The organism is Desulfobacula sp. (assembly GCF_030145145.1).
Classification (GTDB): Bacteria; Desulfobacterota; Desulfobacteria; order Desulfobacterales; family Desulfobacteraceae; genus Desulfobacula.
Genome location: NZ_JAQYWD010000006.1, coordinates 137,224 through 162,899, shown reverse-complemented (window position 1 = coordinate 162,899; position 25,676 = coordinate 137,224). Strand labels below are relative to the sequence as shown.

The following is a 25,676-nucleotide window of genomic DNA, read 5'->3' as shown; positions in this document are numbered from 1 at the left end:
GACACATTTCAGCCCAATTTTCCAAGGGTTTCAGCTCAATGGGTACTGCTGACTGACTTGGTATGGAACAAATCATTCTTGCCAACTGAACCATGGATCTCTCTTTCCATTTACGACCAGAAGCAGTTCGACAAAAAGAACGAGGCACACAACTCCGGTTGAAAAAGCAATGCCGTAAAGTACCGGGAAATAAGGTATTTTAAGCGTTAAAGAAACCTCGCCGGCTCTTTTCATATCACCGGCGTATCGAATTATTTCAAAGGTGATCAATACAAAAAGGCCCAGACTCAGAAATTGAGTAACCAGAAAAAAGGCTTTCCGAATTGGCTTTGAAAGCTTTTCTATGAGGATCTCTACAGCGACGTGGCTTTTTTGAATCGTGGTCTGGGCCAGAGCAAAACCGACAATGACCGCTCCAAGGAATCCAACAATCTCATAGGTACCCGGGATGGGATGACTAAACATCCGCATCACGATGTCCCCACATGTAAGGAACATCATGAAGATCAGACCAAAGACGGAAATGTGATTTATGGTAGTCGATAAAACCCGTACTTGTTTGATGATATGCCGCATGGGACATTTCTCCTTGGAGTTTCGGTACATTGCCCTAATGTTTAATTGCCAGATTTCAGGTACGCTTTGCAAAACTGCAATACCTCTTGGCCCGGCAGGCCTTGGGCCGATTTTTCCTTGACATAAGTATCCAGGATCGGTGCCAGTCGAGCAGTCCATTTGTCATTCTCAACATCGGACAGATTGATTATCTCTTTTTTCGCTTTAGTGAAGGCCTCTATTGCTCCGGCATCAAGCTGATCCCATAATTTCCATTGTCTGGCCATAAATTCTTTGTTGATTTCTTGAATACTTTTGCGAGTTTCCGGAGAAAAACTTTCCCATTTATTTTTGTTCATGACAACGTAGGCCACATTGACATAAGCCGACTTGAAAATCGTAGCATAATCCACCACATCAATGAGTTTGAATCCTTTAACCGCTTCGAATGGGCCGATATACCCGTTGACCACCCCCCGCTTCAAGGCATCATAGGCATCCGACATGGGCATAGACACGGGCACACCACCTAAAGCTTCCACCACTTTAGCGCTAGTGCCTGTGGTGCGGATCTTAAGCCCTTTAAGGTCGTCCAGATTTCTAACAGGCTTTTTTGTAAAAAGTCGATGAGGAGGTGAGGTGTGAAAATACATCAACTCGACATCGGCTAATTCTTTGGGCATAAATTTTTGAAAATATGCATTGGCCATACCGGTAGCCTGCATTGAGCTCTTGTAGCCCAGAGGCAGGTCAATTACCTCAGTAAGTGGAAATCGGCCGCCAGAATAACTGCAAAAACTAAGGGCCACATCGACAACCCCTTTGATAACGCCGTCAAAAGCTTCGGTCGGCCGCGTGAGGCTGTTTCCTGGAAAATAATGAACCTTTACAGCTCCGTTGGTCCGTTTTTCAACCTCCTTGCACCAGTCTTTTCCAAGCTTGGTGATCGGATGAACCGGTGGAAACATATTGGAATATCTAAGAGTAACGGTTTTTGCCTCAGCATTCCACGTCGAACAGATAAACGAAACAGCGATAATCATAACAAATTGCATACAGATGGTTAACAAAATACGTTTCATTTGACACTCTCCCTTTTTGGATTTCTGTTATTAAGTGAACGATCTCTGATGGCTCACCCTTTGTTTTTTTAATACCTCTATTTAAAACCGTTTATAATTATAAATAACTGCAAGAAGCAACGTCTTCTTTCCTCCGATAGCCTTTCCAGTATGGGGTACGCCTGCATCGAAATAGACGCTGTCACCTTCTTCCATAACATAGCTCTGGCCATCGTAAATCATTTCGTGTTTCCCCTCTAGGACATAGATAAATTCTTCTCCTTCGTGCTGAAACACCCCTTTTTCGTCAGCAGCCGGTTCAATCAAATACGGAATCATGTTTTTTCCGGCTTTGTTGTGTCCAAGTGATTTGTATTTATACCCATGGTGGGAATCTAGGGTTTTGACAACTTTGTCATCGTTTTTTTTGTCGAAAGATATCCTCAAATCTCTGGGAGATTCAGATTGCTTTTCTCTGTCAACGAAAAAGACTGTCAAATCAACACCAAACGCCATGGCGATTCGATTCACAGTCGAAAAAGGAGGCGCCGTTTTAGACCGCTCGACTTTGGAAAGATACCCCTTGGTCAGGCCTGTTAAATCTGCCAGCGCCTGGATTGTCATCTTATTCTGCTTTCTGATGCGGCGGATGTTTTCGGCTATAACTTCTTCTCTCATAATTTGTCATCCCATAATAATATTTAAAAGTCATTTTTAAGTGGCGCCCAAAAGGATTCCCTTAAAACGTGACCCTCAAATGTTTCTTATTGGGATACAAATTATCGTTCTATAAGTCAACAAAAAAATTATTCTGTTCGGTCCTGAGGGTGTTTGGTGCACCCGAGCATTTGATCTTTGACCGGGATTCCATCTTTTCAGCCCGCCGGCCGGCAGGTATCAGGCAAAGGACTCGGCAAATTTCTGGATACAGTGGGGGTAAAGCGCCCACTCTTTTTCAAGGCCTTTTCGCTTCACATCATCCAGGGTATCTGTGTCTTCAATTTCAAATGCCTTTTGCCCGATAATGGGACCCGTGTCTTCACCGTAATCGATAAAATGAACCGTACAGCCACCAATTTTACAGCCATATCGAAAGGTGTCCCCATATCCGTCCGTGCCCGGAAAAGCCGGCAGCAGGGCGGGATGAATGTTCATGATTTTGTGCTGCCCCGGCTCCGTGTTGATTCGGTCAATAAAATAGGGTGTCATCACCCGCATAAATCCGGCCAGGACCAGCAGATCCATCTCATAAGCAAGGACGAGATCCAGCAGTTTTCTTTCTGCAATGGCCCGGCTTTTTAAGAAAAACGCCACCTGTTCTTTTGATGCATCCGTGACCATCAATCGCTGTTTGGACACCATCTCTTCCAGATCAAAATCTTCGGGAAGATCCGTGTCTTTTATGCCGTGTTGTTTACAGTCCTTGATGATTCGGGCATAATCCACCACAAACGTATCAATCTGCGCCTTTTTTGCCCGTTCAAGCCCTTTAACACAAGGGGTGTCAGAGCCGGTAAAACAAATCTCGGCATCGATCCGGTTCTCCTGACAGGCATCAATAATTGCCTGGAGGTTCGTCCCTCCGCCGGATATCAACGTGCCAACAATGATTTTCCTTGCCATGTTCTCCTCCTTTAAACTGCCTATTGATTGCCGTAGCCGTTCTGTTCTCCGCAATCAGGACATTGCCAGGTAATCCCGTTGCAGGTCATGCCCCATTGATTCTCATACATGCAGTCCTGGCACATGGCAAACCCGCATCGGCAATTCCAGCAGAACATAACGGTTTGACCACAGCAATGACAGGTGTTTGATTTTTTATCCCGTCGTTTTTCTTTTCGGGTTCTGGCTTTCTGGTTCATGCTGCGAATATACTTCTCCTTTAATAAAAAAGATAGTATATATGCCGGTATTAAAAAAAAATTCAACCATAAAAAAAAGGGTGTACCCATGGCGGATCCAAAAAAAATATTTCTCATTGACGGCAGTGCTTTCCTGTACCGTGCATTTCACGCCATCAGAAGCCTGAACACATCAAAAGGCCACCCCACCAACGCAACCTTCGGGTTTGTCCGGATCCTGTTAAAACTATTAAAGGAAAACACACCGGAATATGTGGCCGTGATGTTTGATGTGAAAGGGCCCACGTTCCGGCATCAGCTGTATGATCAATATAAAGCCAACCGCCCCCCCATGCCCGAAGAACTCATTGTCCAGATTCCGGATATCAAACGGGTGATTGCGGCATTCAATCTCTGCATTGTGGAAAAACAGGGATTTGAAGCGGATGACCTGGTGGGCACGTATGCACGACTGGCCCAGGAAAAAGGATTTGAGGTGGTCATGGTCACCGGGGACAAAGACTTTATCCAACTGGTCACCGACCGTTGCACCCTTTGGGACCCCATGAAAGACACGATAACGGACATGGATAAAATCCAACAGGACATGGGGATCAACCCCTTACAATTCATTGATCTCCTTGGACTTGCCGGAGATACCTCGGACAATATTCCCGGGGTCCAGGGCGTTGGGCCCAAAACCGCCCTGAAGCTGATTGCCGAATATGGGTCCATTGAGACCCTTTATGAAAACCTTGATGCCCTTAAAAAAAAGAAAAAATTACATGAAAATCTGTCCGCCAGCAGGGACATTGTTTTTTTAAGCCGTGATCTGGCCACCATTGATACTGCTGTCGAAGTCGATACACCACTTGAAGCATTCAAAATACAGGCCTTTGATACAAAAAAGGCCTTTGAGTTGTTCCAGGAACTTGAGTTTAAAACCCTTGCCACGGAATTTGCTCAAGAAGCAGATCCCTCTGAAAAAACATATCAACTGGTCACAGAGACCAAGGCCCTGGAACATCTGGCCCATGTGCTTGAAACCCAAAAAATATTTGCCATTGATACGGAAACCACTTCCAAGAATCCCACCGAGGCCAATCTTGTGGGGATTTCCTTTTCGTTCAAGAGACACCAGGGATTTTATATCCCCGTCGGCCACACGGTTCCAGGGGATATCAAACAGGCCGGCAAAGAAGAAATATTAAGGATATTCAGGCCGATCCTTGAAAATCCGGAGATCAAAAAAGTGGGACAGAACATCAAGTATGACTATATTGTTCTGTCCAGGTTCGGCATCACGCTCCAGGGAATTGCCTTTGATACCATGATTGCCTCATATCTTTTAAATCCTTCCATAAGGGGTCACAGCCTTGACCGGATTGCCATGAACCTGTTCGGACATAAAACCATTTCCTACGAAGAGGTGACCGGTAAGGGCAAAAACCAGATTGGATTTCAGGACGTCCCCATTGACCAGGCCGTCGCCTATGCTGCTGAAGACGCTGACCTGACCTTTATGGCCTACCAGCACTTTCAACGCGCCATAACGGATCAAAACCTGTCCGATCTGATGGAAACCATCGAGACCCCCCTGATCACGGTTCTGGCAGACATGGAAATGGCCGGTATCAAAGTGGATGAACCGGCATTAAAAACGCTTTCCAACACCTTTGACGTGGAGTTAAAACATCTGGAAACACAAATCTATGCCCTTGCAGGAGAGGAATTTAATATCAATTCATCTCAACAATTAGGGGTCATCCTGTTTGAAAAACTCAACTTGAAAACCATCAAAAAAACAAAAAAGAAAACCGGATATTCCACCGATGTAGACGTGTTGACCAAGCTGGCCCAAACCCATGAACTGCCGGAACGGCTGCTGCGATACCGAACCCTTGGCAAGCTGAAGTCAACCTATGTCGATGCCCTGCCCCAGCTCATCAACCCGGAAACCGGCAGGATTCATACCTCGTTTAACCAGACCATTACCGTTACCGGTCGGTTGAGCAGCTCCCATCCAAATCTTCAAAACATTCCCATCCGGAAAGAAGAAGGAAAAAAAATCCGGGAAGCCTTTGTTCCTGAAAAAGGCCGTATCCTGATTTCAGCAGACTATTCCCAGATAGAACTCCGCATCCTGGCCCATTTTGCAGAGGATGAAATCCTCATTGAAGCGTTTAACAAGGGGGAGGATATTCATACCCGAACCGCCCTGGAAGTTTTCCAGGTGCTGCCCGAATTTGTTACCCAGGATTTAAGAAGCCAGGCCAAGGCCATCAATTTTGGCATTGTCTATGGCATGAGTGGATTCAAGCTGGCCAATGACCTGAATATCAGCCGGAAAATGGCCAATGCATATATTGATAATTATTTTAAGCGGTATTCCGGCGTGAAAAAATTCATTGATACCACCATAGAAGACACCCGGAAAACCTGCGAGGTCTCAACCCTTTTCGGCAGAAAGCGGCGCCTGGATGATATCAATTCTTCCAATGTCAATCTTCGGAATTTCGCCCAGAGAGCCGCCATTAACACCCCCATACAGGGCAGTGCCGCCGATTTAATAAAACTGGCCATGATCAAAATGGCCGCCGCATTAAAGGCGCACAACCTGGCATCCAAAATGATCCTGTCCGTCCATGATGAGATCATTTTTGAAAGTCCGCTGGCAGAAAAACAGGCCTTGATTGACCTGGCAAAACAAGTGATGGAGCAGGTGTATCCTTTGAAAGTTCCCTTAACGGTGAATTTCGGGACGGGTGAAAACTGGGCCCAGGCCCACTAATAACGAAAGCCTTGTTTGTTAAGGCACAGGAGAGCAGCATCATGCCGGGGCCAATTGTCTAACTATCCCTTTCCACGGAGTAATATAAAAAATGATCATCAATGAAATTTTAATTTTAATTATTGAAGCAATGGCAGTATATTTTCTGGTTCTCTGGGCGCATTCATTGCGCCATCGTTTCGGCTATGTGCTGTTTTATGCATTGATGGGGGGTGTCACGGCCATCATGTCATGGGTTACTGATGCAGGAACGGCCGTTCAGGTTGGCGGAATAACCTTTGTCATCGGTTCCACGGTATTTTACACATCATTGCTGTTGAGTGTTTTTGTTGTTTATGTGTTTGACGGTCCAAGAGATACGAGGATTGCTATATCTACAATCGTTGGCGTTTCGGCAATCGTTCCCATTATCGCTGCCGTTTTGCACATCCAGATGGACTTGATTGGCAATGCCAGAATCGCTTATGTCCCTTTACCAAGCCTTCGCATTAATCTATCTTCGGTTTTGGCTGCGCTGGTTGATTTAATATTCCTGGCCATGACATGGGAGTTTCTTGGAAAACCAAATCTTAACCTGAAATTGTGGTCCCGGGCTTTTTTAACATTGCTCGGGGTGATGTGGCTGGATGTATTTCTTTTTGCCACCATGGCCTTTGCAGGCACACCTTCATATCTAAGTATAATGAAAGGCAGCTTAATCAGCCGATTTGTCATCTCCTTGTTCGCATTTCCATTTCTTTGCGGTTATTTGTATTGGCAAAACAAAAGAACAGGGGTTGTAATTGAAAATCGACCGGTATTGGCAATTTTAAAACAAGTCGCAGAAATTGAAATTGAACTTTCCCAAGCACAACAGGAAATCGAGAGACGTAAGCGGGTGGAAAAGGAACGCGACGCGATCATTCAAGAACTGAAAAAAACTCTGTCTGAGGTAAAGACCCTGCGAGGCCTGCTTCCAATCTGCTCACATTGTAAAAAAATAAGAGATGATAACGGATATTGGAATCAGATTGAAGCGTATATCCAGAAGCATTCAGATGCAGAGTTCAGTCATGGTATCTGTCAAGATTGTGTCAAAAGATATTATCCTGACCTATATGACGATATATATGAGCCTGAAAAGGTTGAGATTAAACCGCCCTTTTCGAGTATTACGGATAACGTGTCTTGCGCCAAGACAACAGATTAAATCTGTTGTTGTTTTTAAAGATGGTAATGCCCTCGATATTTAACCGTGAATAAATTGGGCATTAAAGTTTATAAAGCGTCAAAAGGGACGGTGCAAGACACCGTATCAAATTGTTTAAAACCAACACAATGCCTGAAATGACGTTAAAGCAGACCTGTGGTGGTCATGCCGGTGGATGTGGACATTTGTAAGCTCAACCTTTAATCTTGACTTTCTGATGGATTTACGGCAATAAAAGTTGCAAATCACATGACGGAGGCGATGAACAAATCATGAGTGCAAAACGGATCGGGCTGGTCATTAAAAATGATGAACCGGCTGAAAAAAAGGCCCGGGAGCTTGAAAAATGGCTGGGTAACCAATGTATTGTCATCGATATCCAGCGCTCTGATCTGAGTGACATTCCGGATGATCTGCTGTGCCTTGTCATTCTGGGGGGAGACGGCACGTTTTTGAGTGTTGCACGATTCATCGAAGACCGGAACATTCCCCTGATGGGGGTTAAATTCGGGGAAGTCGGGTTTCTGGCAGAAACCACCGAAGACAATCTTTACCAGGCCGTCACGTCCGTAATGGAAGGCAAACATTTCATTGAAAACAGGACCCGCCTGGATGTGAAAGTGATGCGCGACAATGAGCAGATTGTGGATGTGGATGTTCTCAATGATGCGGTGATTAACAAATCCGCCCTGTCAAGGCTGGCATCGTGCGCGGTATATCTGGATTCAACCTATTTGACAACCTACAGGGGGGACGGTCTGATTATCGGAACACCCACCGGATCCACCGCATATTCTCTGGCCGCCGGGGGACCGGTTGTCCACCCGTCTGTTCCCTCCATTATCCTGACCCCCATCTGCCCGTTCACACTGACCAACAGGCCCTTGCTCATTCCCGACACAACAAAAATAGAAATCCGACTGGAAGGCAGCCCTGAAGATATGATTCTCACCCTGGACGGCCAGGAGGGATTTGAAATGGATCCCGGGGACAAAATTTACATCAAAAAAAGCAGGAATGATATCCAAATGATATCATTTGAAGATCAATCCTACTATAAAGTGTTAAAAACCCGCCTGAAATGGAGTGGCGGCAGAAGCTGATGGCAGGACTTTAATACTGTGTATCAGCATACTCCACCCATCCGCCGGTCCGGACAAGGGCTTTATCAAATTCTGAAAGGTTAAACTCAATTTTTTCCATTTGTGCCGCCCCTTGAATCGTGATCAAGGATGCGTCGATATCCACCACAATCTGGGCACTGACTTTTCCAAACGTGTCGAAAACGGCACAGATCTGATCCGGGGAAAGTTCAATGGCCAGCATACCGCAATTGAACATGTTCTGCCTGAATATTCTGGCAAAACTGGGGGCAATCACCACATGGATATTGTTTTCCTCCAGGGCCCAGGGCGCATGTTCCCGGGAAGAGCCGCAGCCAAAATTTTCCCGGGTAACAATGACCGATTTGCCGGCAAGATCGGTTGCGGGATCAAACCCCTCAAGTTTTAAATCTTCGAGCAAATGCGGCTTCATGGCTGATTTTTCTATTTCTGTCAGGTATTTGGCCGGAATAATTTCATCAGTGTTGATATCTGAACGATCCAGAAACAATACATTTCCTTTAAATTCTTTCATTAGTTGCTTCCTTGTTCACAAAATAGATTGGCGTTTGCGATTTCACCTTTAATGGCGCTGGCGGCTGCTGTGGCCGGGCTCATCAAATGAACCATGCCCCCCTTGCCCATGCGGCCGTTAAAATTTCGATTGGTTGTGGATGCTGCCACCTCACCATCCGCCAGTACCCCGTTGCTCATCCCCAGACAGGCCCCGCAGGTGGGGTTTGTCACACAAAAGCCGGCATCCATAAAGATTTTGATAATGCCTTCCGCCAGGGCCTGGGAAAATATTTTGGGCGTGGCAGGAGACACAATTCCCCGGACATGGTCGCTGATGGTATGGCCTTCCAATACGGTTGCGGCAATTCTCAAATCTTCAAGCCGCCCGTTGGTGCAGGAACCGATATACACCTGGTCGATCCGTGTTCCCTTCATCTGGGATACCGGCTTGACATTGTCCGGCTTATATCCAAAGGTGGTTAACGGTTCAAGGTTGCTGACATCAATAGTTTTGAGCTTGGCATATATGGCATCTTCATCCGAATTAAACCTTGAAAAAGCTTCCAGGGCTGCGGACTTGTCAGCATACTCGTCTTTGATAAACGCCCAGAGATAGTCCACCGTTGTCATGTCAGGAAGACAGATCCCGCTGGTGGCACCTGCTTCCACAGCCATGTTGGAAAGGGTCATCCGCTGGTCCATGGTCATTTCATCCACAATATTTCCCCGAAATTCAATGACCATATTGGTGGCCCCGTTGACGGTTATCTCTTGAATCACTTTAAGAATAATATCTTTGGCATACACCCCGTTTGGCAGGGTTCCCACAATGTCCATCCGATAGGTGTCCGGTTTTTTAAAGGTACACACGCCTTTTAAAATACCCACTTCCAGATCGGTTGTCCCCACCCCGGCGGCAAATGCGCCAAATGCCCCGTGGGTACAGGTATGGGAATCTCCCATGATAATGGTGAACCCGGGCTGAACAAATCCCTTCTCCGGAAAAATGACATGACACACACCGTTATGGCCGATGTCAAAAAAATCCTTAATCCCGTGCCGGTTTGCCCAGTCCCGGAGAATCTTCCCCTGCAGGGCGGTTTTAGAATCCTTGGCAGGGGTGACATGATCAATCACTGCTTTAATTTTATCCGGATCAAACACCCGATCCTTTCCCCGTGCCACAAGATCCTGAATGGCCGTGGGGGTTGTAATCTCATGACAAAAAACCCGGTCCAGTTTTAACACACTGACATCGCCAAAGGGTTCGTCCACCAAATGTGTTTCAAAAATTTTTTCTGCAATGGTTTTTCCCATTTGTTTCTCCAAATATTTAGGTTGTTTTCTCGCCAAAATAGTCTTCCCCATCTGCGGGTGTCACCACCCAATAGGCCTGGAATACCTGATCAGATGAATTTTGAATCACATGGGGGATCTGTGAAAAAAAAGACACGGCATCGCCTTTATGAATTTCGTATGACTCTTCACCAAAAACAAGCTGTGCCGATCCTTTAACCACAATGCCCAACTCCCGTCCCAGATGCCCGTTCTTTGCATCCCCTCTCAACTGGCCAGGTGCCAGCTCCAGAAAAAAAGCATTAAAAGAATGGTTCCCTTTGGCCTGGCTGTCACCGCAAAGTTTTTCATATTTAAACCCTTTTCGTTGATACACCTTTCGATCCCCCCTCCGGATAATTTCAACCCGGGAGCGGGTGGCATAGTCTTTGAAAAATTTATCCGGCGGAACACCATACACCTCTAATACCTGGAGCAAGGTGTCCAATGAAGGAGATATCCGGTTCCTTTCAATTTGTGACAGCAGGCTTGAACTGACACCGGCTTTTCCTGCAACTTCTTTAATGGTAAGGTGCCGTGAATTTCGAATTGCCCTGAGAAGTGCACCAAGTTTTGTTTTCATGGAACCTCTTTTTTAAGTATACTTAATTTATATTTAATAATACTTAAAAAAAGTCCCTTGTCAACCTTTTTAAAGAATGTTTTTTCCCGGAGGGATCATATAAAATTTTAATTTCCCCCGGGATTGATATTCTGACAGCAGCGGGTCCACCCTGGTGGTATAATCGTTAATACAAATGTCAACCTGGTGAACGATTTTATCCGTATAGGCCGTATCAATGATCCGGTTTACATCCGTTATGAGCTGATTGAGCAGGGTATCATTAAACCCATAGGACACCTCAATGACAATGCGCACGGTCTGGACCTGCCGGGTTAATTTTTTCAGGGCCAGGGTATTTTCCACCGCTGTGGAATAAGCGTCAATCAACCCCCGGATGCCGAGCTTGACACCGCCAAAATGCCGGGTCACCACCGCTGCAATATGGGTCATGTGATGACCCTGCAGGGTGTTGAGCATGGGTTTTCCCGCAGTCCCGGCAGGCTCGCCGGCATCAGAACAATGAAACACCTCCCCTTTTTCTCCCAGGATATAGGCCCAACAGTTATGGGTAGCGGTTTTATTCTCCCTGGCAATTTGGGAAATAAATGTTTTGGCTCGGTCAATGGAGTCTACATATTCCAGGGTACAAAGAAAAACAGATCGTTTGATTTTTGTTGTGGCTGTCCGTCGATGTCCAATTGAGTACAAATAGGTTTCATCTGTCATTTTTTCATTCCTGCCCCCGACTGAACATCTCCCCTGAATTGACCTTCTGGTTCGCATATAGTATAAATTCACTGAAAAGAAAAGAGGGCCTATAAAATATGAAGACAGACCGACAACAGGTCAGTGAAACCGCTGATTTTTTAACCCCTTACCTGACAGAGTTGCCCGTCATCGGGATCTTAACCGGCACCGGGCTCTCCGAGACCCTGGAGACCCTTGATGTGTCCTCCGAATTTGACTATTCACAACTGCCGAATTTTCCGGTCTCCACTGTGGAAAGCCATAAGGGCCGATTGATATACGGCAAAATTGCCCAGACCCCCCTCCTGATGATGCAGGGCAGATTCCACCTGTATGAAGGATATTCACCCGCCCAGGTCACTTTTCCAGTGCGGGTCATGCAGGAACTGGGCATCCGGATATTGATTTTAACCAATGCGGCCGGGGGGATCAACCTGACGTTTTCTTGCGGGGATATCATGCTCATCACCGATCACATCAACCTCACCGGCCAAAACCCCTTGACCGGAACCAACGAGGACGCCTGGGGCATACGGTTTCCGGATATGACGCAGGTGTATGACCCTTCCCTCATGGACCTGGTGCAAACCACCGCCCGAAACCACCAGATTGCCCTCCAGGCCGGTGTGTATGCAGGCCTTTCGGGCCCCAGCCTTGAAACACCGGCTGAAACCCGGTTCCTGAAAACAATCGGCGGTGATGCCGTGGGGTTCTCTACGGTGATGGAGGCCATTGCAGGCGTTCATGCCGGCATGAAAATCCTGGGCCTGTCATTGATCACCAATATCAATGACCCGGATGCACCGGTTAAGACCACTTTGGCATCTGTCCTGGAAACAGCCCGGAGTGCTGTAACGCCGTTCAACAGGTTATTGTGTGATGTGATTGCCCGGATCCGGGCCTAACGGTCATCTAAAAAGATCCAGCAAAAAAATAGCCTTGAAAAGTCCTTGTTTATGCTTTATCAATACCTATATCAATAACCTTTGAACCGAAAAGAGTTGCGCCATGAGAATAGTCACCCGACCCGATTTTGATGGAATTGTCTGTGCGGTACTGCTTCGCCAGACCGAAAATATTCATACGGATATTCATTGGGTCGAACCCCATGAAATCCAATCCGGCACCGCCCATATTTTAAAAGGAGATATCCTTGCAAACCTTCCCTATTCCCCGAATTGTGCCTTGTGGTTTGACCACCATATCTCCAACTCCCCCAAAAAAGCCTTTGCCGGTGCCTTTGATATCGCTCCATCGGCTGCCGGTGTGGTTTACACCTATTATAAAAAAAAAGGACGACTGGACAGCCGGTATGATGAACTGATATTGAATACGGATATCATAGACGCGGCAGACCTGACCCGGGACCAGGTGCGCCACCCTGAAAATTACCCGTATATTATTCTGTCCATGACCATCCAGAACCATGACTATACGGATGCACCCTATTGGGAAAAACTGGTGGGGCTTTTAACGGAAACACCCATTGACCGTATACTTGAAGACCCGGAAGTAAAAAATCGCTGTACCAGGGTCATTGAAGAAAATGCCGCCTATGAGAGCCATTTAATGGCCCACACCCAAATGCACCACAACATCTCCGTTACGGATTTCAGATCCCTTGACACGGTCCCCGGCGGCAACCGGTTTCTGCCCTATACCCTTTTCCCGGAAAGCATTGCCAGTGTAAAGATCCGATTTGATGGTCCTGAACACGAGCAGGTGCTGGTCAGTATCGGCCACAGTATTTTTAACCAACAATGCCATGTCAACGTCGGAAATCTTCTGGCCCGATTCGGGGGCGGCGGTCACGCCGGGGCCGGGGGCTGCACATTACCTGCTAAAACCGCTGACAAAATCATTGAAGAACTTCTCAACACCCTGGTTCAAAACAAAAAAACCCCTTAAAGTTTGCTTTTTACGCTGGCAACTTTATCCGCCATGGTCTGTTCCCGGTCTATCCGTGTACCGGCCTTTATGGTGGTTGTTATTCTGGGGGCCCCCATGTCATGAATTTTTTCATGACATTTTTTTACCACGTCAAATACCGCATCCCAGTCGCCTTCTATATTGGTTCCATAGGCGTGAAGCTCCGACTTGAGACCTGCTTCGTTGATAATTTCATGACAGACAGCCACATATTTTGACACCGACAGCCCCACACCGATGGGGACCACACATAGATCAATAATGACGTTCATTTCTAAACCCTTTCAGTTATACTTTCCGATTCTGCTCATTATAGCCGGATCAATTCCTCCTTGCAACGGCAGATTTAAGCGCGCTTCTTTCCAACCCAATATGAAAAACACTGAAGTTATTCAACACCCCTTCTAAATTTAGCCCATATCAAGATCAAATAGATCCGTCTCCATTTCTCCTGTAGCACAAACATCACCGGTGAAATGCCAGAGTTGAGGTATATATATTGCTCTTGTCTTATAATCACATCAGGGATTGGGCCTCATCCAGAACCTTGTCCATCACCTCAAGGATGTAATCAATATCTTTATCCTCAATGGTCATGGGCGGTCTTATCTTTAAAATATTATCATAAGGACCTTCGCTACCCATCAGAATCCGGTGTTCCCGCATGCGATTTTTAACGTAATCAGCCAAAACAGTGCCGGGTTCACGGGTCTTTATGTCTGTCACCAAATCCAGGCCGATAAAAAGTCCGTAGCCGCGAACATCCCCAATAATCTCATATTTTTTCTGTAACCCTCGCAGCCCAGTTATAAGTTTATCCCCCATCTGTTTGGCGTTTTTCTGCAAGTGCTCATCTTCAACAATGTTGAGCACCTCAAGACCCGTTCGGCATGACAGTGTGGAGCCGCCAAAGGTGGAGAAAAACTCAGGCCCTTTGGCAAAACTGTCGGCGATCTCTTTTGTCGTGACCACAACACCCAAAGGATGGCCGTTGCCGATGGGTTTGCCCAAAACGACAATATCGGGAACGGCGCCCTGTTCCTCAAAACCGAAAAAGTAGTCTCCAAGGCGCCCCAGACCGGTTTGCACTTCATCGGCAATACAGACACCGCCTGCTTTCCGAATTTTTTCATAGACCGCCGGCAGGTAGCCTTTGGGCGGAATGATCTGGCCGCCAACACTGGGAAAGGTTTCGGCTATGAATCCGGCCAGTTTTCCGTTGCAGGCGCTGATGCCGGCAAGCGCCTCATCCACCAGATCGGCATACTTTTGTGCGATATCTGCCTCTCCACGCCGGAAGCGGCCCCGGTAATCGTCGGCTACCTCAACCAGGTGAACCCAGTCGGAGGGACCAACTCCGCCTTTGGCGTTAAACTTGTAAGCCGAAATATCAATGCAGCCGGTGGTGTTGCCATGATATCCGTGATCAGGAGTGATCATATCCTTACCACCGGAATGAGCCCGGGCAAGCCGTAACGTTAACTCGTTGGCTTCGGAACCGGAGTTGACAAAAAAGCAGATTGACAATTGTTCAGGCATGTAGGAAATGATTTTTTCGGCAAAGGCGATCTGGGCCGGGTGGAGATATCGGGTGTTGCTGTTCATGCGCTGTAATTGGTCTGCTGCCACCGCCTGGATACGGGGATGGGCATGACCCACGTGGGGAACATTGTTATAACTGTCCAAAAAGGGTCTTCCCCACTCATCGAACAGGTGGGTCTTCCAGCCGCGCAGGAACATAACAGGGTCGGTGTAGGTCAGTTTAAGGTTTTTCCCGAACCTTGCCTTCCGTTGGGCCAGTATCCCGGCCTTGGAGGGCGGCTGGTAAGCAAGGCTTTCATGATCAAGATTCAGGATGGCCGCCGGGTTGGGGTAAATCTTAGACCAGAAGTCAAATTCATCCGGGTCTACGGCGCCGGGCCAGTTGGGATCAGCATGGATCAGGCCTGTCTGAAAGTGCAGGTGCGGCGCCCATCCGCCATTGTGCTGTGGTTCGCCCAGGGCGGCAAAAGTCTGTCCTTTTTCAATGGGTTGTCCCGCAGTGAGGGCCCCAATCGATTCCGGATTCAGGTGGCCGTAAAGCGTAAAAAATGGCGCACCCGTTTCTGTCTCATGATGCAGGATGACAAGACCGCCGTAATCCAGATGGCCCTTTCGGTTCTCAACAGCGGCCACCCTGGCGTTTAAAGGTGCGTGAACACGTGTGCCGGCCGGGGCAAAAATATCTACGCCGATATGGACTGTTCGGCGGTTACTGGCCTTGAAGGGGCCTTTGTAAAAGGCTTTGTCCGTATAGATCAGTCGGGGTTCTGCGTAATATCCCAAATGGAACCCGTGGGTTTCAACACCAAGGGTTGCGGCCTCCTCAGGGGTTAGATCGAAGGGATTCTGCGGCAGGGTGCTGTCGGCCACGGACAGGCTGGTGCGGGGCAGGCTGTCCAGGGGCCGGCCTAAAACCTGGGCAAAGCCCCCACGAATATCACCCAGCCAGTCAATGACCGATTGAGCGCTGTCGGTCACTCCGAATCCGCAAGCAACACGCAGGCGGGCTGCAATCAGGTCCGGGTTGACCGTGGCGCATTCCAGAAACGCCCAGGCAGGGCCCTGGGAAATCAAGACATAAGGATCATCAGGCTTTTCCTGGGAAATCAGTGTAGAGTTTACCACGGAAACAGCCAGACGCAGGCGTAAAAGGGGCCAGATCATGTCGATTTCTTTGGGGGATAGCGGGTAAGTGCTGTGAAATCCCTGTACCAAATCTTCTATCGCTTTTTCCGGGTCTGGGTGGTCCAATACCACGTAAGCTGCTGCTATGGCCAGGTCACAGGCCACTGGAGCCGCGCACATGTCCCCTAAATCTATGATCCCTGAAATAGCAGGTGGTTCGAGTAGGCTGCCTGTCACCAAAATGTTGTAATCGTTGATATCGTTGTGGATGGCCTGTACAGGCAGGACGTCAAGATCCGACTTGATTCCGGCAAAATCATCCAGGATTTGTCTGATTATCTTTTGCCGGGTTGTATCGGCAATACTGCCCAGGTGATCTTCAATCCAGCCACCCGTTGGCAGGTGCCATTTGAATTCCCGGCAAAGCCCGGGATGATCAAAGCCTGTCAGCTTCTTGTCCATGGCACCAATGGTTTCTCCAAGTCTGCGGATAAGTTGAGGGGTCTTGGGTTTAAATTCAGCCCAGGTTTTTCCATCAAGGTTTTCAAGCACCCAGAGAATCCGGTCACAGCCTTTTTCGTCTTTGCAAGTTTCAAAAAGCAGGCCTTTTTGAGATGGCACAACAAGCGGTAAAGAAAGCGTATGAAGGTGATTTAGTGCACGGCACTGCAGGTCTACAAGATCAACCTTGCAACCTTGCCGCATCACTTTGAGAATATGGGTGGAATCGATCCGAAAATTCAGATCATACTCGCCGTCAAGTTGCGTAAACCTGCCTTTGATGCCCCAAAGGTTTTGAACCGCCTGCTGCCAGTAATTTGTCATACTCAAGATGTCTTCAATCTTCTGCCTCATTTACCGTAGACCTCCACCATTTTTACGATCCGCACTGCTGCCGCGATTGCCGCAGCGTGGTCTTGTGAAAAGTTCAGCCGGATGCTGCCACCTGAATCGGGCGCAAATTCTGTTCCAGGCGTAACTGTCACACCTGCCTGATGACGAAGCAGCCGTATAAATGTATTTGGTTGAACATCAAGGGGAGGCAGTTGTGGGAAAAGATAGCTCCCGGCTTGTGGCGTTGCAGTCAGGAAGCCGGCGGCCCGGAAAATTTCCAGTAATTCATCTCTTATGGCTTCATGGTCACGAATCCGTTTTGCCATCCAGCCTGAAGGTTCCAGAAACCAGTTATCAAGCACCGCTTGATTGTAGCCTGCTGCCCGCAGAGAAACAATCGCCTGAAGCCGTTCCATTCGGTCGATCAATCCGGATGTACCGAATGCGGTTCCAAGGCGGAATCCACTGAGAGATTCCGTCTTCGATGGGCCCATAATCGTGATAAGATTTTCCGGTTGTTTATCACAGGCGCGAAGATGCGTATAAACTTCACCACTGTATAGCATCCTGGCGTAAAGTTGATCCACAATTACGGTCACATTATGTGTTGCTGCGAGTGCTGAAATTGCGGCGATTGCGCTGCTTGAATATACCAGACCTGTCGGATTGTTCGGTGTCGAAAAGACAAAGACCTTTGTGCCGCCCTTAAATGCAGCTTCAAGTCTATTAAGATCGGGGCCGTTTTCAGATGGGGTTTCCTGGTACTGCAGAGTTATGGGTACAATTTCACCGCCGAAAAATTTAACAAGTTTCCGGTTGGCAAAATAATCGGGTTCAACCACAGCAACTTTCGTCCCTGACGTGACTGTTGCACCGAGAGCCAGAAACAGTGCACCTTGAGTTCCGGGCGTTATGATCAATTCGCTGGCTGCTGAAACGGACCTGCCTGTAAACGTGCCAAGACGGTCGGCCAGTCCTTCCCGGATCCGGGCCGCACCGCGATACTCAGTGTAGGCTTGCTGCCCGCCTCTCAAAAAGCCATCTTTCCATGCATCTGATGATCCGGGTGTTGGAGGAAAGGCATCTACATCCCCATGTGAGAAGTCAACCGGAATCCCGTCAAATTTTTCACCGCGCATAATGTCATTGAGATCGCCTATTTCTTGTCTCACCTCTTGACCCGGTGCATTGTCTGCCTCAAGCGCTTTAAATTTTTCATCAAGTGTCATCATATTATTCTCCCATCATTAAATCTGCTTTATAATCTCAGCCACCATTTCCAAACAAGCGGTTCATCCGTTTCATTTGGCAGCCTATCCAGACAAAGGCTTCTTTCTCTCTTTTAGAAATCATCGTACACCACTTTGGGTTTTTTGCGAACAGATTATGGCAGGAGCCCTATGTGTCAGGATAGTTGTCGCATGAACTGAAATAAATACTAATAGGGACTCCGGAGGCTTATTCATGGGATCTTCACCAGAACGAAAAGAAGCTGTGCTTAAAAAAATGATGCCGCCCCTCAACCGGCCCATCAGTTAACTGGCCGTTGAAGAGCGTTCATCGTGACCATTTGACAAGAGCGATTGCTGAACATCTGCGTCTCGTTGCTTACTTGTGTGGCGTGAGCCGAAGCAGCCGACCCCCTTTTTTATCCTCCAGAACCCATATGGCCCCTTTGGGTCCCTCTTCAACCTCTCGAATACGTTTATCCATGGCAAACCGTTCGACCTCATGGGCTTTGTCACCTTCAATCCTGATCCGTACCAGTGACTTTGATCTGAGACCGCGGAGAAAGGCATTATTCTGCCACTTTGGAAACATGGCGCCTTGGTATATGATCAGGCCTGAGGGAGCAACGGTTGGCACCCAGTATATCTCTGGAGCATTGAATTCAGGACGCGTATCATGATCGGGAATGGGAATACCGGAATATTGATCGCCCCAGGATACAATCGGCCAACCGTAATTATCGCCCCCAATGATCCGGTTGAATTCATCACCGTGTCTGGGCCCCATTTCGTGTGTCCACAGTTGTCCCTGTCTGTCGAAAGCAATACCAAGCAGGTTGCGATGCCCGAGAGACCAGGAGGTCTCCGCTCGGTAAAAAGGTCATGGCCCAGGGTTCATTGAATTCGCCAAAGCTCTCGCTGCAGAGCCTTGAACCCGCATTGCCGTTAATTGTGTTATCAACAGAATTGGCATAGGTGCTGCAGGAAAGCAGAAGCAATAAAAGGGGCAGGTAACGTATTAAACGTGGTGACTGCATAAATTTCTCCTTTTTAAGGTGAGCCGTGAACGCTGAACATCTGCGGCTTGCAACCATAGCATGTTTTTTGTTTGAATCAAGTAAGCTGTCCCCGGAATTAGGGAATTACGGAATTCGGAATTACGGGCGGATCGAATCAGTATTCATGGAGATTTATCCTCCTTCCATTGATTGATGATCTCCAACAGTTCACTGACAAAGGCACATCTGCATTCATTGGAACATGGATTCATGATATTTTCATTCATACACCGGCCAGGACATTTTCGGGACGCATTGCTTTTACGTTCTGTATAAATCGGTCCGTCATACAGATCCAGGAACAGTTCTGCTTCCATGGCAATGGTAGTATTGCAGGAATGATTGAACAGGAACATTCCTGTTTTCAGATCCTCAAAAAATACCTGGTATCCGATGACGTTTAGACTTTTATCGGATAAGAATGTCTCCCTGGTTTCCCATTGATAGCCGCATTTGTTGCATATTTTAAATATTCCGGTCATGACGGATCCTTTTTTCATGGAAAGAGGTGTTAAAGCGATTGTCCCGTGCAAGTCCACTGACGGTTAACCCGGCCATCCCCCATTCCCCTTGAGTTCATCAATCCAGGTGCGGTCGGAAATCGCCTCCCCGCTCCGGTAAGAGGTGCGGGCAATAAGATGCGCCGCCACCGGAGCAGTGAACAGCAGAATTGCAATGATACTGACGGCCCTGAGGGAAATTCCCAGCTCCTGATAAAAGACAGCATGCGCAATCACCAGAAGGCCTGCACCCAGTGATCCTGCCTTGGTGGCAGCGTGCATGCGCGTCAGGGAATCCGGCAGACGGATCACGCCCAGTGCCGCCACCAGGCAGAAAAAGCTGCCGATGATCAACAGAATGCCGGTCAGATACTCAATCATCAGAACCTCCTTTGGTTGAATCTGGTGCGGACTGGGGCGGGTGCAGACCACTTTTCCGGCCGCTTTTATGAATAAACCGCACCAGTGCGATGGTGCCCAGAAAGGCAATACAGGCATAGGCAATGGCAACATCCAGGTAGGTGGATTTTCCCGTATGGATGGAAAGAATCACCAGGAAAGCCACCACCAGAACAGACAAAAGATCCAGGGCAATAACCCGGTCTGCAGCACCAGGCCCTTTTGCCAACCGCCAAAGCAGCATGACCATGGCCGCCAGCAGCATGGCCATGGCTATCTGGCCGGCTCCGGATAGAAATAGATTGCCAGTCATCATGATCGCATCACCTCCAGTATTCTTTTTTCCAGGCCATTTTTTATATCGGCCCGGGCAGCTGCAACATTCTCAAGAAACATGACATGAACAAACAGCGTTTTCCGGTCTTCAGACAGGTCCACACTCAGGGTACCCGGTGTCAGGGAAATAAGGTTGGCAACCAGGAAAATTTCCAGGTCTGTCTCGGCATCCAGAGGGATTCCGATAATACCCGGACGGCTGATATGCCCGGGTGTGATCACATCCCAGAGAACCCTCAGGTTGGATACAAAAAGTTCTTTGAGAAAATAGGTGATCAGATTAACGGTTTTGGGCAGTTTTTTAAAATAACGCGTATCCTTGTACAGGGGACTGGATAGCCATAAAATCCCATAACCGAGAATACATCCGAACATAAAGACACCAATACGGGCGCTGCCCGTAAGAAGGGTGAATACAGCGGCAAATACAATATTCAATATGAAAAGGGGCATCAGCCACCTCCTTTGACAGCCAGAATATACTGTACCGGGTTCATCAGCTGCTCCCCCGCCACCAGGGCCACACGGCAAACAGGCTCCATGAACAACCCGATCAGAATGGTGATCAGAGCAAGACCCAGAACCGGTGCCATCATCCAGGCAGACAGGGGCTTGACTGCGACCAAAGTGGCATCATTGCCCGGTAAAGGTTTCCAGAAGGCTTCCGACCAGATTTTGATCATGGAAAATACAGTCATCAGTCCAACGAGCGCGGCCACTGCGCCGAGAATATAATGCCGGCTTTCCAGGCAGGCATAAATGATCAGAAGCTTGGCCCAGAAACCGGATAAAGGCGGAAAACCGGCCAGAGAAAAAGCCGGGATGAAAAACCCGGCGGAAAGAAGACCATGGGTTTTATACAGGCTGCCGATATGTTTCAGGTCAAAAGACCCGGCTGCTTTTTGGATAAGACCGCTCACCAGGAACAGGTTGGCTTTGACAATAATATGATGGACCAGATAAACCAGGGTGCCGGCCAGAGCCAGAGGGGTGAACAGTGAAAGTCCCAGGACCATGTATCCCACTTGACTGATGATGTGAAATGACAGGATGCGGCGAATTTCCATCTGTGAGGCTGCTGCAACAACCCCGGAGACCATGGTGAGCACGGCCAGGACCATGAGCGTGGGTTGGGTCATGGAAGTATCACCGGCAAACACCAGGGTAAACAGGCGGATCATTGCGTAGACTCCCACCTTTGTCAGCATGCCGGCAAAAAAGGCGGAAACCGGTACCGGCAGGATATGGTAGGATGCCGGCAGCCAGAAGAACAAGGGAAACAGGGCGGATTTAATCCCGAAAGCCGTTATCAGCAGCAGGGCCAAACTGTTCACCAGGGCGGTATTTTCCACCAACGCCATTTTTTCATGAAGATCTGCCATGTTCAGGGTTCCGGTGAGGCCATAAATCAGTCCGATGGCCGTGATCAGCAGCAGGGTTGACAACAGGTTCATGGTGACGTATTTGACCGTACCGGTCATCCGGCCGGGGAAATGACCCATGACCATAATGCCGAAGGATGCCATGAGCATCACCTCAAACCAGACATAGAGGTTGAACAGATCTCCGGTAAGAAAGGCACCGCAGATAGCGGCGGTCAGCAGCTGCATGAATGGGTAGAAGCCGGCCTGGATCTGGCTGCTGCCGATATCCTTCCGGGCATAGACAATCACTGCCGTATGGATCACACCGGTGATCAGCACCATGACCGCACTCAGATAATCCGCCACCAGGCAGATTCCGGCGGGGGCCGGCCAGCTGCCCACCCATAAGGCTATGGCCTGCCGGTCCAGAATGGCCACCATGAGCAGGCCGCTGGCAAACACATGGACCAGGGCACCAATAATAGCCGCTGTATTGGCCTTTTGTTTATTCAGCCGGGAAAAACCCATTGCAATGGCAACCATCATGGGCAGCAGAATAGGAAAAATGAGCAGCATTTTCATCATCCCTTTTTTTCCGGTATATTGATGTTGCTGGCCAGCGGGCCGGTATCAGGCAATTCACAGAGAAATGGCGGCTGATCCGCATCCAGGGTCCGGGTCTGATCAAAGGTCCGGGCCAGGAGAATCAACAAAAATGTGGTCATGGCAAATCCAATCACGATGGCAGTAAGGATCAGGGCCTGGGGCAGGGCATTGGCTGTTTGACCTGCCAGAATTGTCTGTCCGGGATTAATCAGGGGCGGATCCGAATAGGTCAGCCGGCCGGCCGTAAAAATCAGCAGATTAATGGCATTCCCCATGAGGGTGAACCCGAAAACAAACCGTACCAGAAGACCGGAGAGCATCAGGTAAAGTGCCGCAGCAATCATCAATCCGACAAGCAGGGCCATGAGGGCTTCCATCTTAATTTTCCTCCAGGGCCAGCAACACAGCCAGAATCGCTCCCAGAACCGCCAGAAAAACACCCATATCAAATATCATCGGCGTACCCAGGGCCAGGGTGTTAAACGACCACCAGGCACCGGTCAGATATGGTTTTCCCATAACAAGGGCCGGTAGACCGGAACCTGCACCCAGGGTCAGGCCTGTGGCGGAAATGATTTCAGGCCGTATGCGGATGGCCTGCCGAAGACGTCCCGGTCCTTCAGTAATGGCAAACAGGGCAAAGGCGGTACCGGTTACCAGTGCTGCCGAAAACCCGCCGCCGGGTTCATGATGTCCCCTTAACAGGAGATATACGGCAAAAACCAGCATCAGCCCGACCATCAAACGTGTCGCGGTTTTTAGAATAACTGATTCCATTTATTCCTCCTTTTTTCTGCTGCGCATCAGGGCCACGCCGGCCCAGGCCGCCAGCACCACCACGCAGATTTCACCCAGGGTATCCAGGCTCCTGAAATCCACCAGAATCACATTGACAATATTCCGGCCATGGGCGGCAATATAACTGTATTTTTCAAAAAAATCGGTCAGGCTGCGGTCCAGGGGCGCTGTCAGCACCCCCATGAGAAATGTGGTCACCAGCAGGCCGATACACAGAGAAAGGACGGCATTGAACAAATTCCTGGTCCGGGCTCTTTTGCGAACGGTATCAATGGGTGGCAGCCGGAACAGCACCATGGAGACGATCACCACGGTCAGGGTTTCCACAAGCAGCTGGGTCAATGCGATATCCGGTGCACCGAAAATCAGAAAAATAAGGGCCACGCCGGCTCCTACCCCCCCCAGCCCGCCGATGGCGGCCAGCCGTCGCCGGGCTGTCACCACCACGCCGGAGGACAGCAGAATAAACCCGCAGAGTCCCGCGGCAATCCAGTCGTCATTGATGCCGGGAACAATGAAAACAGAAGGGATGTGAACAAACCAGGACCCTCCGACAATTACCGCCAGCACCATCAGTATGATGGAAAGATAGGTATGCAGTGAACCGCTCTGGAGTGTTCGGGTAAACCCGCCGGCACTCCAGAGAAACAGATCCAGGGTGCGCTGGTATATACCGGGGGTGGTGATCCACAGGCGGTCCAGGCCGGTTTGAATAAAATGGCGCAGCCGGATGCGGAACCAATAGATCAGTCCACCGGTGGTCAGCGTGATCATACTCAGCAGCAGCGGAAGTTTGAATCCATGAAATAAAACCATCCGGATTTCCTCCCGGGCCGGATGATAAGCAAACACAGCCGGTTGAACCAGGTTGGCGGAGACCCATTCCGGAATTATGCCGAACAGAACGCCTATTCCGCCCATGATGGCCGGACCCAGCCGCATGGTCCAGGGCACCTCACAAATCTGGGCCGTCATCAGGGGACGACGGCCCAAAAACGGTGTTATCAGGATGATGGCAGCCACAGCCGTCATCAGGGCATTGGAGGCCAGTGTCGCGGTGGTGGCAAATACCGGGAACATCTCTTCGGCCAGGGCCCCTTCGTACATGATTTCTTTTCCGATGAATCCAAAAAATAAGGGGAACCCTGCCATGGACAGGGTGGCGGTGGCCACGGCCACAGCCGTCAGGGGCATGGCTTTCAGCAGCCCGCCAAGGTGGCGGAGATCCCGGGTCCCGGTCTGATGATCAATACTGCCCACCGCCAGGAACAGGGAGGCTTTGTAAAGGGCATGAACCATGAGAAACGTTGTGGCGGCGGTCAGTGAAAGAACGGTCTGCCCGCCGAGGAACAGGGTCAGAATCCCCAGCGCCATCATGGTGGTATAGGCCAGGATCCGTTTGAGGTCATAGGGACCCAGCGCCTGGACAGCCCCCCATACTGCTGTGGTGCCTCCCAGGAGGACCAGGGTTCCCGTCCACAGGGAGGTCCCCCCCAGCAGGGGATGAAACCGCATGAGCAGATAAATACCGGCCTTGACCATGGTGGCAGCATGCAGAAAAGCACTGATGGGTGTCGGGGCGCTCATGGCATTGGGCAGCCAGAAATGGAAGGGAATCTGGGCTGATTTGGTCATGGCACCCACCAAAACGCAGATAAAAATTGCCGGATACAGGCCATGGTTGCGGATTTCATCCCCGGATAGCGCCCATTGGCTGAGTGTCATGGAACCTCCGGCTGTTTTTAAAAGCAGGATGCCGAAAAGTAGAAAAAGCCCCCCGGCGACCGTGATCAGGATGGCCTGGCGGGCATGCTCCCGTGCAGTGGTGTTTTCATGATCAAACCCGATGAGCAGGTAGGACAGGATGGTGGTGGCTTCCCAGAACACAAAAAGCAGCAGCAGATTGTCAGCCGTAACAATCCCCAGCATGGCGATCATGAATCCATGCAGGTAAACAAAAAAGCGTCCAAGGTGCTGCTTTCCGGCCATGTAACTGGAAGCGTAAAGGCTGACAAAAAAACCAGCCATGGTGACGATCAGACAGAATAACAGGCTCAGTCCATCCAGACGGAACCGCAGGTACAGATCCAGGCTGGGAACCCATGCCCATTCAACCAGGAACACCTCCCCCTGAACCACTCCGGGCCAGGCCAGGCAGAGCATTCCAAACAGGGCAAGCGGCAGGACACTGGAAAAAAGCCCTGCTCTGCAGCAGTCTGGAACCTTGTCAATACAGGGCGCTGTTAGAGGCAT

General features: G+C 49.1%; 27 protein-coding genes. 5 read left to right on the top strand and 22 right to left on the bottom strand.

Going from position 1 to position 25,676, the window contains the following annotated elements:
- Window positions 1-72: 72 nt before the first annotated feature.
- The 5 genes from Q1Q15_RS04970 to Q1Q15_RS04950 form a co-directional block, all read right to left on the bottom strand.
- Complete coding sequence (locus Q1Q15_RS04970) at window positions 73-576, bottom strand: TRAP transporter small permease (protein WP_300457296.1); 504 nt, start codon at window positions 574-576, stop codon at window positions 73-75.
- Window positions 577-617: 41 nt separating this feature from the next.
- A complete protein-coding gene (locus tag Q1Q15_RS04965) occupies window positions 618-1,637 on the bottom strand; it encodes a TRAP transporter substrate-binding protein (RefSeq protein ID WP_300457294.1) in 1,020 nt (339 codons plus the stop codon).
- A gap of 81 nt (window positions 1,638-1,718) precedes the next feature.
- Window positions 1,719-2,294 carry a cupin domain-containing protein gene (locus tag Q1Q15_RS04960; protein ID WP_300457292.1) on the bottom strand — a complete coding sequence of 192 codons (576 nt, stop codon included), beginning with the start codon at window positions 2,292-2,294 and terminating at the stop codon, window positions 1,719-1,721.
- 219 nt (window positions 2,295-2,513) lie between these two features.
- The gene (purN, locus tag Q1Q15_RS04955) at window positions 2,514-3,239 is read right to left on the bottom strand and encodes a phosphoribosylglycinamide formyltransferase (protein ID WP_300457290.1); all 726 of its coding nucleotides are present in this window, start codon (window positions 3,237-3,239) and stop codon (window positions 2,514-2,516) included.
- A gap of 20 nt (window positions 3,240-3,259) precedes the next feature.
- On the bottom strand, window positions 3,260-3,478 hold the full coding sequence (locus Q1Q15_RS04950; RefSeq protein ID WP_300457288.1) for a hypothetical protein: 219 nt from the start codon (window positions 3,476-3,478) through the stop codon (window positions 3,260-3,262).
- An 88-nt stretch (window positions 3,479-3,566) separates the two neighbouring features.
- On the opposite strand from Q1Q15_RS04950, the gene polA reads away from it, so the two are divergent.
- From polA to Q1Q15_RS04935, 3 genes are all read left to right on the top strand, one after another.
- Window positions 3,567-6,248, top strand: a complete 2,682-nt coding sequence (gene polA, locus Q1Q15_RS04945) for a DNA polymerase I (RefSeq protein ID WP_300457287.1) — start codon at window positions 3,567-3,569, stop codon at window positions 6,246-6,248.
- A gap of 91 nt (window positions 6,249-6,339) precedes the next feature.
- Window positions 6,340-7,437, top strand: a complete 1,098-nt coding sequence (locus Q1Q15_RS04940) for a hypothetical protein (protein WP_300457285.1) — start codon at window positions 6,340-6,342, stop codon at window positions 7,435-7,437.
- Between the two features lie 272 nt (window positions 7,438-7,709).
- Window positions 7,710-8,540, top strand: a complete 831-nt coding sequence (locus Q1Q15_RS04935; protein WP_300457283.1) for an NAD(+)/NADH kinase — start codon at window positions 7,710-7,712, stop codon at window positions 8,538-8,540.
- Window positions 8,541-8,550: 10 nt separating this feature from the next.
- On the opposite strand, the gene leuD is transcribed toward Q1Q15_RS04935, so the two are convergent.
- The 4 genes from leuD to Q1Q15_RS04915 all read right to left on the bottom strand — a co-directional run bounded on the left by leuD (window position 8,551) and on the right by Q1Q15_RS04915 (window position 11,682).
- Entirely contained in the window at window positions 8,551-9,075 is a 525-nt protein-coding gene (gene leuD, locus Q1Q15_RS04930) for a 3-isopropylmalate dehydratase small subunit (RefSeq protein WP_300457282.1), read from the bottom strand.
- Window positions 9,075-10,373 (bottom strand): 3-isopropylmalate dehydratase large subunit, encoded by a 1,299-nt coding sequence (locus Q1Q15_RS04925; protein ID WP_300457280.1) that lies wholly within the window; start codon window positions 10,371-10,373, stop codon window positions 9,075-9,077. The genes leuD and Q1Q15_RS04925 overlap by 1 nt, the downstream gene beginning before the upstream one ends.
- A gap of 16 nt (window positions 10,374-10,389) precedes the next feature.
- Entirely contained in the window at window positions 10,390-10,974 is a 585-nt protein-coding gene (locus Q1Q15_RS04920) for an XRE family transcriptional regulator (RefSeq protein WP_300457278.1), read from the bottom strand.
- A 69-nt stretch (window positions 10,975-11,043) separates the two neighbouring features.
- Entirely contained in the window at window positions 11,044-11,682 is a 639-nt protein-coding gene (locus tag Q1Q15_RS04915) for a YigZ family protein (RefSeq protein WP_300457276.1), read from the bottom strand.
- 98 nt (window positions 11,683-11,780) lie between these two features.
- Between Q1Q15_RS04915 and Q1Q15_RS04910 the strand changes: the two genes are divergently transcribed.
- Both Q1Q15_RS04910 and Q1Q15_RS04905 read left to right on the top strand, forming a co-directional pair.
- The gene (locus Q1Q15_RS04910) at window positions 11,781-12,608 is read left to right on the top strand and encodes a purine-nucleoside phosphorylase (protein WP_300457274.1); all 828 of its coding nucleotides are present in this window, start codon (window positions 11,781-11,783) and stop codon (window positions 12,606-12,608) included.
- Window positions 12,609-12,711: 103 nt separating this feature from the next.
- Window positions 12,712-13,611, top strand: coding sequence for an exopolyphosphatase (locus Q1Q15_RS04905; protein WP_300457272.1), 900 nt, complete (start codon window positions 12,712-12,714; stop codon window positions 13,609-13,611).
- On the opposite strand, the gene Q1Q15_RS04900 is transcribed toward Q1Q15_RS04905, so the two are convergent.
- From Q1Q15_RS04900 to mbhE, 13 genes are all read right to left on the bottom strand, one after another.
- The gene (locus Q1Q15_RS04900; protein ID WP_300457271.1) at window positions 13,608-13,904 is read right to left on the bottom strand and encodes an MTH1187 family thiamine-binding protein; all 297 of its coding nucleotides are present in this window, start codon (window positions 13,902-13,904) and stop codon (window positions 13,608-13,610) included. The two genes, Q1Q15_RS04905 and Q1Q15_RS04900, sit on opposite strands and share 4 nt — an antisense overlap.
- Window positions 13,905-14,148: 244 nt before the next feature.
- The gene (locus Q1Q15_RS04895; protein ID WP_300457269.1) at window positions 14,149-17,154 is read right to left on the bottom strand and encodes an aminotransferase class III-fold pyridoxal phosphate-dependent enzyme; all 3,006 of its coding nucleotides are present in this window, start codon (window positions 17,152-17,154) and stop codon (window positions 14,149-14,151) included.
- Complete coding sequence (locus Q1Q15_RS04890; RefSeq protein WP_300457267.1) at window positions 17,151-18,365, bottom strand: pyridoxal phosphate-dependent aminotransferase; 1,215 nt, start codon at window positions 18,363-18,365, stop codon at window positions 17,151-17,153. Before Q1Q15_RS04890 ends, Q1Q15_RS04895 begins: the two co-directional genes overlap by 4 nt.
- Before the next feature lie 376 nt (window positions 18,366-18,741).
- The gene (locus Q1Q15_RS04885) at window positions 18,742-19,164 is read right to left on the bottom strand and encodes a PQQ-dependent sugar dehydrogenase (protein ID WP_300457311.1); all 423 of its coding nucleotides are present in this window, start codon (window positions 19,162-19,164) and stop codon (window positions 18,742-18,744) included.
- Entirely contained in the window at window positions 19,130-19,399 is a 270-nt protein-coding gene (locus Q1Q15_RS04880; protein ID WP_300457266.1) for a hypothetical protein, read from the bottom strand. The genes Q1Q15_RS04885 and Q1Q15_RS04880 overlap by 35 nt, the downstream gene beginning before the upstream one ends.
- 143 nt (window positions 19,400-19,542) lie before the next feature.
- On the bottom strand, window positions 19,543-19,902 hold the full coding sequence (locus Q1Q15_RS04875) for a hypothetical protein (protein ID WP_300457264.1): 360 nt from the start codon (window positions 19,900-19,902) through the stop codon (window positions 19,543-19,545).
- A 63-nt stretch (window positions 19,903-19,965) separates the two neighbouring features.
- On the bottom strand, window positions 19,966-20,301 hold the full coding sequence (gene mnhG / locus Q1Q15_RS04870) for a monovalent cation/H(+) antiporter subunit G (protein ID WP_300457262.1): 336 nt from the start codon (window positions 20,299-20,301) through the stop codon (window positions 19,966-19,968).
- Window positions 20,294-20,635: a cation:proton antiporter gene (locus tag Q1Q15_RS04865; protein WP_300457260.1), complete on the bottom strand. Its 342-nt coding sequence runs from the start codon at window positions 20,633-20,635 to the stop codon at window positions 20,294-20,296. The genes mnhG and Q1Q15_RS04865 overlap by 8 nt, the downstream gene beginning before the upstream one ends.
- Window positions 20,632-21,108: a Na+/H+ antiporter subunit E gene (locus Q1Q15_RS04860; RefSeq protein ID WP_300457258.1), complete on the bottom strand. Its 477-nt coding sequence runs from the start codon at window positions 21,106-21,108 to the stop codon at window positions 20,632-20,634. The genes Q1Q15_RS04865 and Q1Q15_RS04860 overlap by 4 nt, the downstream gene beginning before the upstream one ends.
- Complete coding sequence (locus Q1Q15_RS04855) at window positions 21,108-22,595, bottom strand: proton-conducting transporter membrane subunit (protein WP_300457256.1); 1,488 nt, start codon at window positions 22,593-22,595, stop codon at window positions 21,108-21,110. The genes Q1Q15_RS04860 and Q1Q15_RS04855 overlap by 1 nt, the downstream gene beginning before the upstream one ends.
- Window positions 22,596-22,600: 5 nt before the next feature.
- The gene (locus Q1Q15_RS04850; protein WP_300457254.1) at window positions 22,601-23,002 is read right to left on the bottom strand and encodes an NADH-quinone oxidoreductase subunit K; all 402 of its coding nucleotides are present in this window, start codon (window positions 23,000-23,002) and stop codon (window positions 22,601-22,603) included.
- 1 nt (window position 23,003) lies between these two features.
- Window positions 23,004-23,402: an MnhB domain-containing protein gene (locus tag Q1Q15_RS04845; protein WP_300457252.1), complete on the bottom strand. Its 399-nt coding sequence runs from the start codon at window positions 23,400-23,402 to the stop codon at window positions 23,004-23,006.
- The gene (gene mbhE, locus Q1Q15_RS04840; RefSeq protein WP_300457251.1) at window positions 23,403-25,676 is read right to left on the bottom strand and encodes a hydrogen gas-evolving membrane-bound hydrogenase subunit E; all 2,274 of its coding nucleotides are present in this window, start codon (window positions 25,674-25,676) and stop codon (window positions 23,403-23,405) included.

Coding starts and splice junctions, on each gene's coding strand:
- Q1Q15_RS04915 (WP_300457276.1), bottom strand. CDS start 11,682: ATGACAGATGAAACCTATTTGTACTCAATTGGACATCGACGGACAGCC.
- purN (WP_300457290.1), bottom strand. CDS start 3,239: ATGGCAAGGAAAATCATTGTTGGCACGTTGATATCCGGCGGAGGGACG.
- Q1Q15_RS04950 (WP_300457288.1), bottom strand. CDS start 3,478: ATGAACCAGAAAGCCAGAACCCGAAAAGAAAAACGACGGGATAAAAAA.
- mnhG (WP_300457262.1), bottom strand. CDS start 20,301: ATGATTGAGTATCTGACCGGCATTCTGTTGATCATCGGCAGCTTTTTC.
- leuD (WP_300457282.1), bottom strand. CDS start 9,075: ATGAAAGAATTTAAAGGAAATGTATTGTTTCTGGATCGTTCAGATATC.
- Q1Q15_RS04880 (WP_300457266.1), bottom strand. CDS start 19,399: ATGCAGTCACCACGTTTAATACGTTACCTGCCCCTTTTATTGCTTCTG.
- Q1Q15_RS04845 (WP_300457252.1), bottom strand. CDS start 23,402: ATGGAATCAGTTATTCTAAAAACCGCGACACGTTTGATGGTCGGGCTG.
- Q1Q15_RS04860 (WP_300457258.1), bottom strand. CDS start 21,108: ATGCCCCTTTTCATATTGAATATTGTATTTGCCGCTGTATTCACCCTT.
- Q1Q15_RS04890 (WP_300457267.1), bottom strand. CDS start 18,365: ATGATGACACTTGATGAAAAATTTAAAGCGCTTGAGGCAGACAATGCA.
- Q1Q15_RS04865 (WP_300457260.1), bottom strand. CDS start 20,635: ATGATGACTGGCAATCTATTTCTATCCGGAGCCGGCCAGATAGCCATG.
- Q1Q15_RS04910 (WP_300457274.1), top strand. CDS start 11,781: ATGAAGACAGACCGACAACAGGTCAGTGAAACCGCTGATTTTTTAACC.
- Q1Q15_RS04905 (WP_300457272.1), top strand. CDS start 12,712: ATGAGAATAGTCACCCGACCCGATTTTGATGGAATTGTCTGTGCGGTA.
- Q1Q15_RS04875 (WP_300457264.1), bottom strand. CDS start 19,902: ATGACCGGAATATTTAAAATATGCAACAAATGCGGCTATCAATGGGAA.
- Q1Q15_RS04960 (WP_300457292.1), bottom strand. CDS start 2,294: ATGAGAGAAGAAGTTATAGCCGAAAACATCCGCCGCATCAGAAAGCAG.
- Q1Q15_RS04970 (WP_300457296.1), bottom strand. CDS start 576: ATGCGGCATATCATCAAACAAGTACGGGTTTTATCGACTACCATAAAT.
- Q1Q15_RS04900 (WP_300457271.1), bottom strand. CDS start 13,904: ATGAACGTCATTATTGATCTATGTGTGGTCCCCATCGGTGTGGGGCTG.
- Q1Q15_RS04965 (WP_300457294.1), bottom strand. CDS start 1,637: ATGAAACGTATTTTGTTAACCATCTGTATGCAATTTGTTATGATTATC.
- Q1Q15_RS04895 (WP_300457269.1), bottom strand. CDS start 17,154: ATGAGGCAGAAGATTGAAGACATCTTGAGTATGACAAATTACTGGCAG.
- Q1Q15_RS04920 (WP_300457278.1), bottom strand. CDS start 10,974: ATGAAAACAAAACTTGGTGCACTTCTCAGGGCAATTCGAAATTCACGG.
- mbhE (WP_300457251.1), bottom strand. CDS start 25,676: ATGCCTCTAACAGCGCCCTGTATTGACAAGGTTCCAGACTGCTGCAGA.
- Q1Q15_RS04850 (WP_300457254.1), bottom strand. CDS start 23,002: ATGGAAGCCCTCATGGCCCTGCTTGTCGGATTGATGATTGCTGCGGCA.
- Q1Q15_RS04855 (WP_300457256.1), bottom strand. CDS start 22,595: ATGCTGCTCATTTTTCCTATTCTGCTGCCCATGATGGTTGCCATTGCA.
- Q1Q15_RS04935 (WP_300457283.1), top strand. CDS start 7,710: ATGAGTGCAAAACGGATCGGGCTGGTCATTAAAAATGATGAACCGGCT.
- polA (WP_300457287.1), top strand. CDS start 3,567: ATGGCGGATCCAAAAAAAATATTTCTCATTGACGGCAGTGCTTTCCTG.
- Q1Q15_RS04925 (WP_300457280.1), bottom strand. CDS start 10,373: ATGGGAAAAACCATTGCAGAAAAAATTTTTGAAACACATTTGGTGGAC.
- Q1Q15_RS04940 (WP_300457285.1), top strand. CDS start 6,340: ATGATCATCAATGAAATTTTAATTTTAATTATTGAAGCAATGGCAGTA.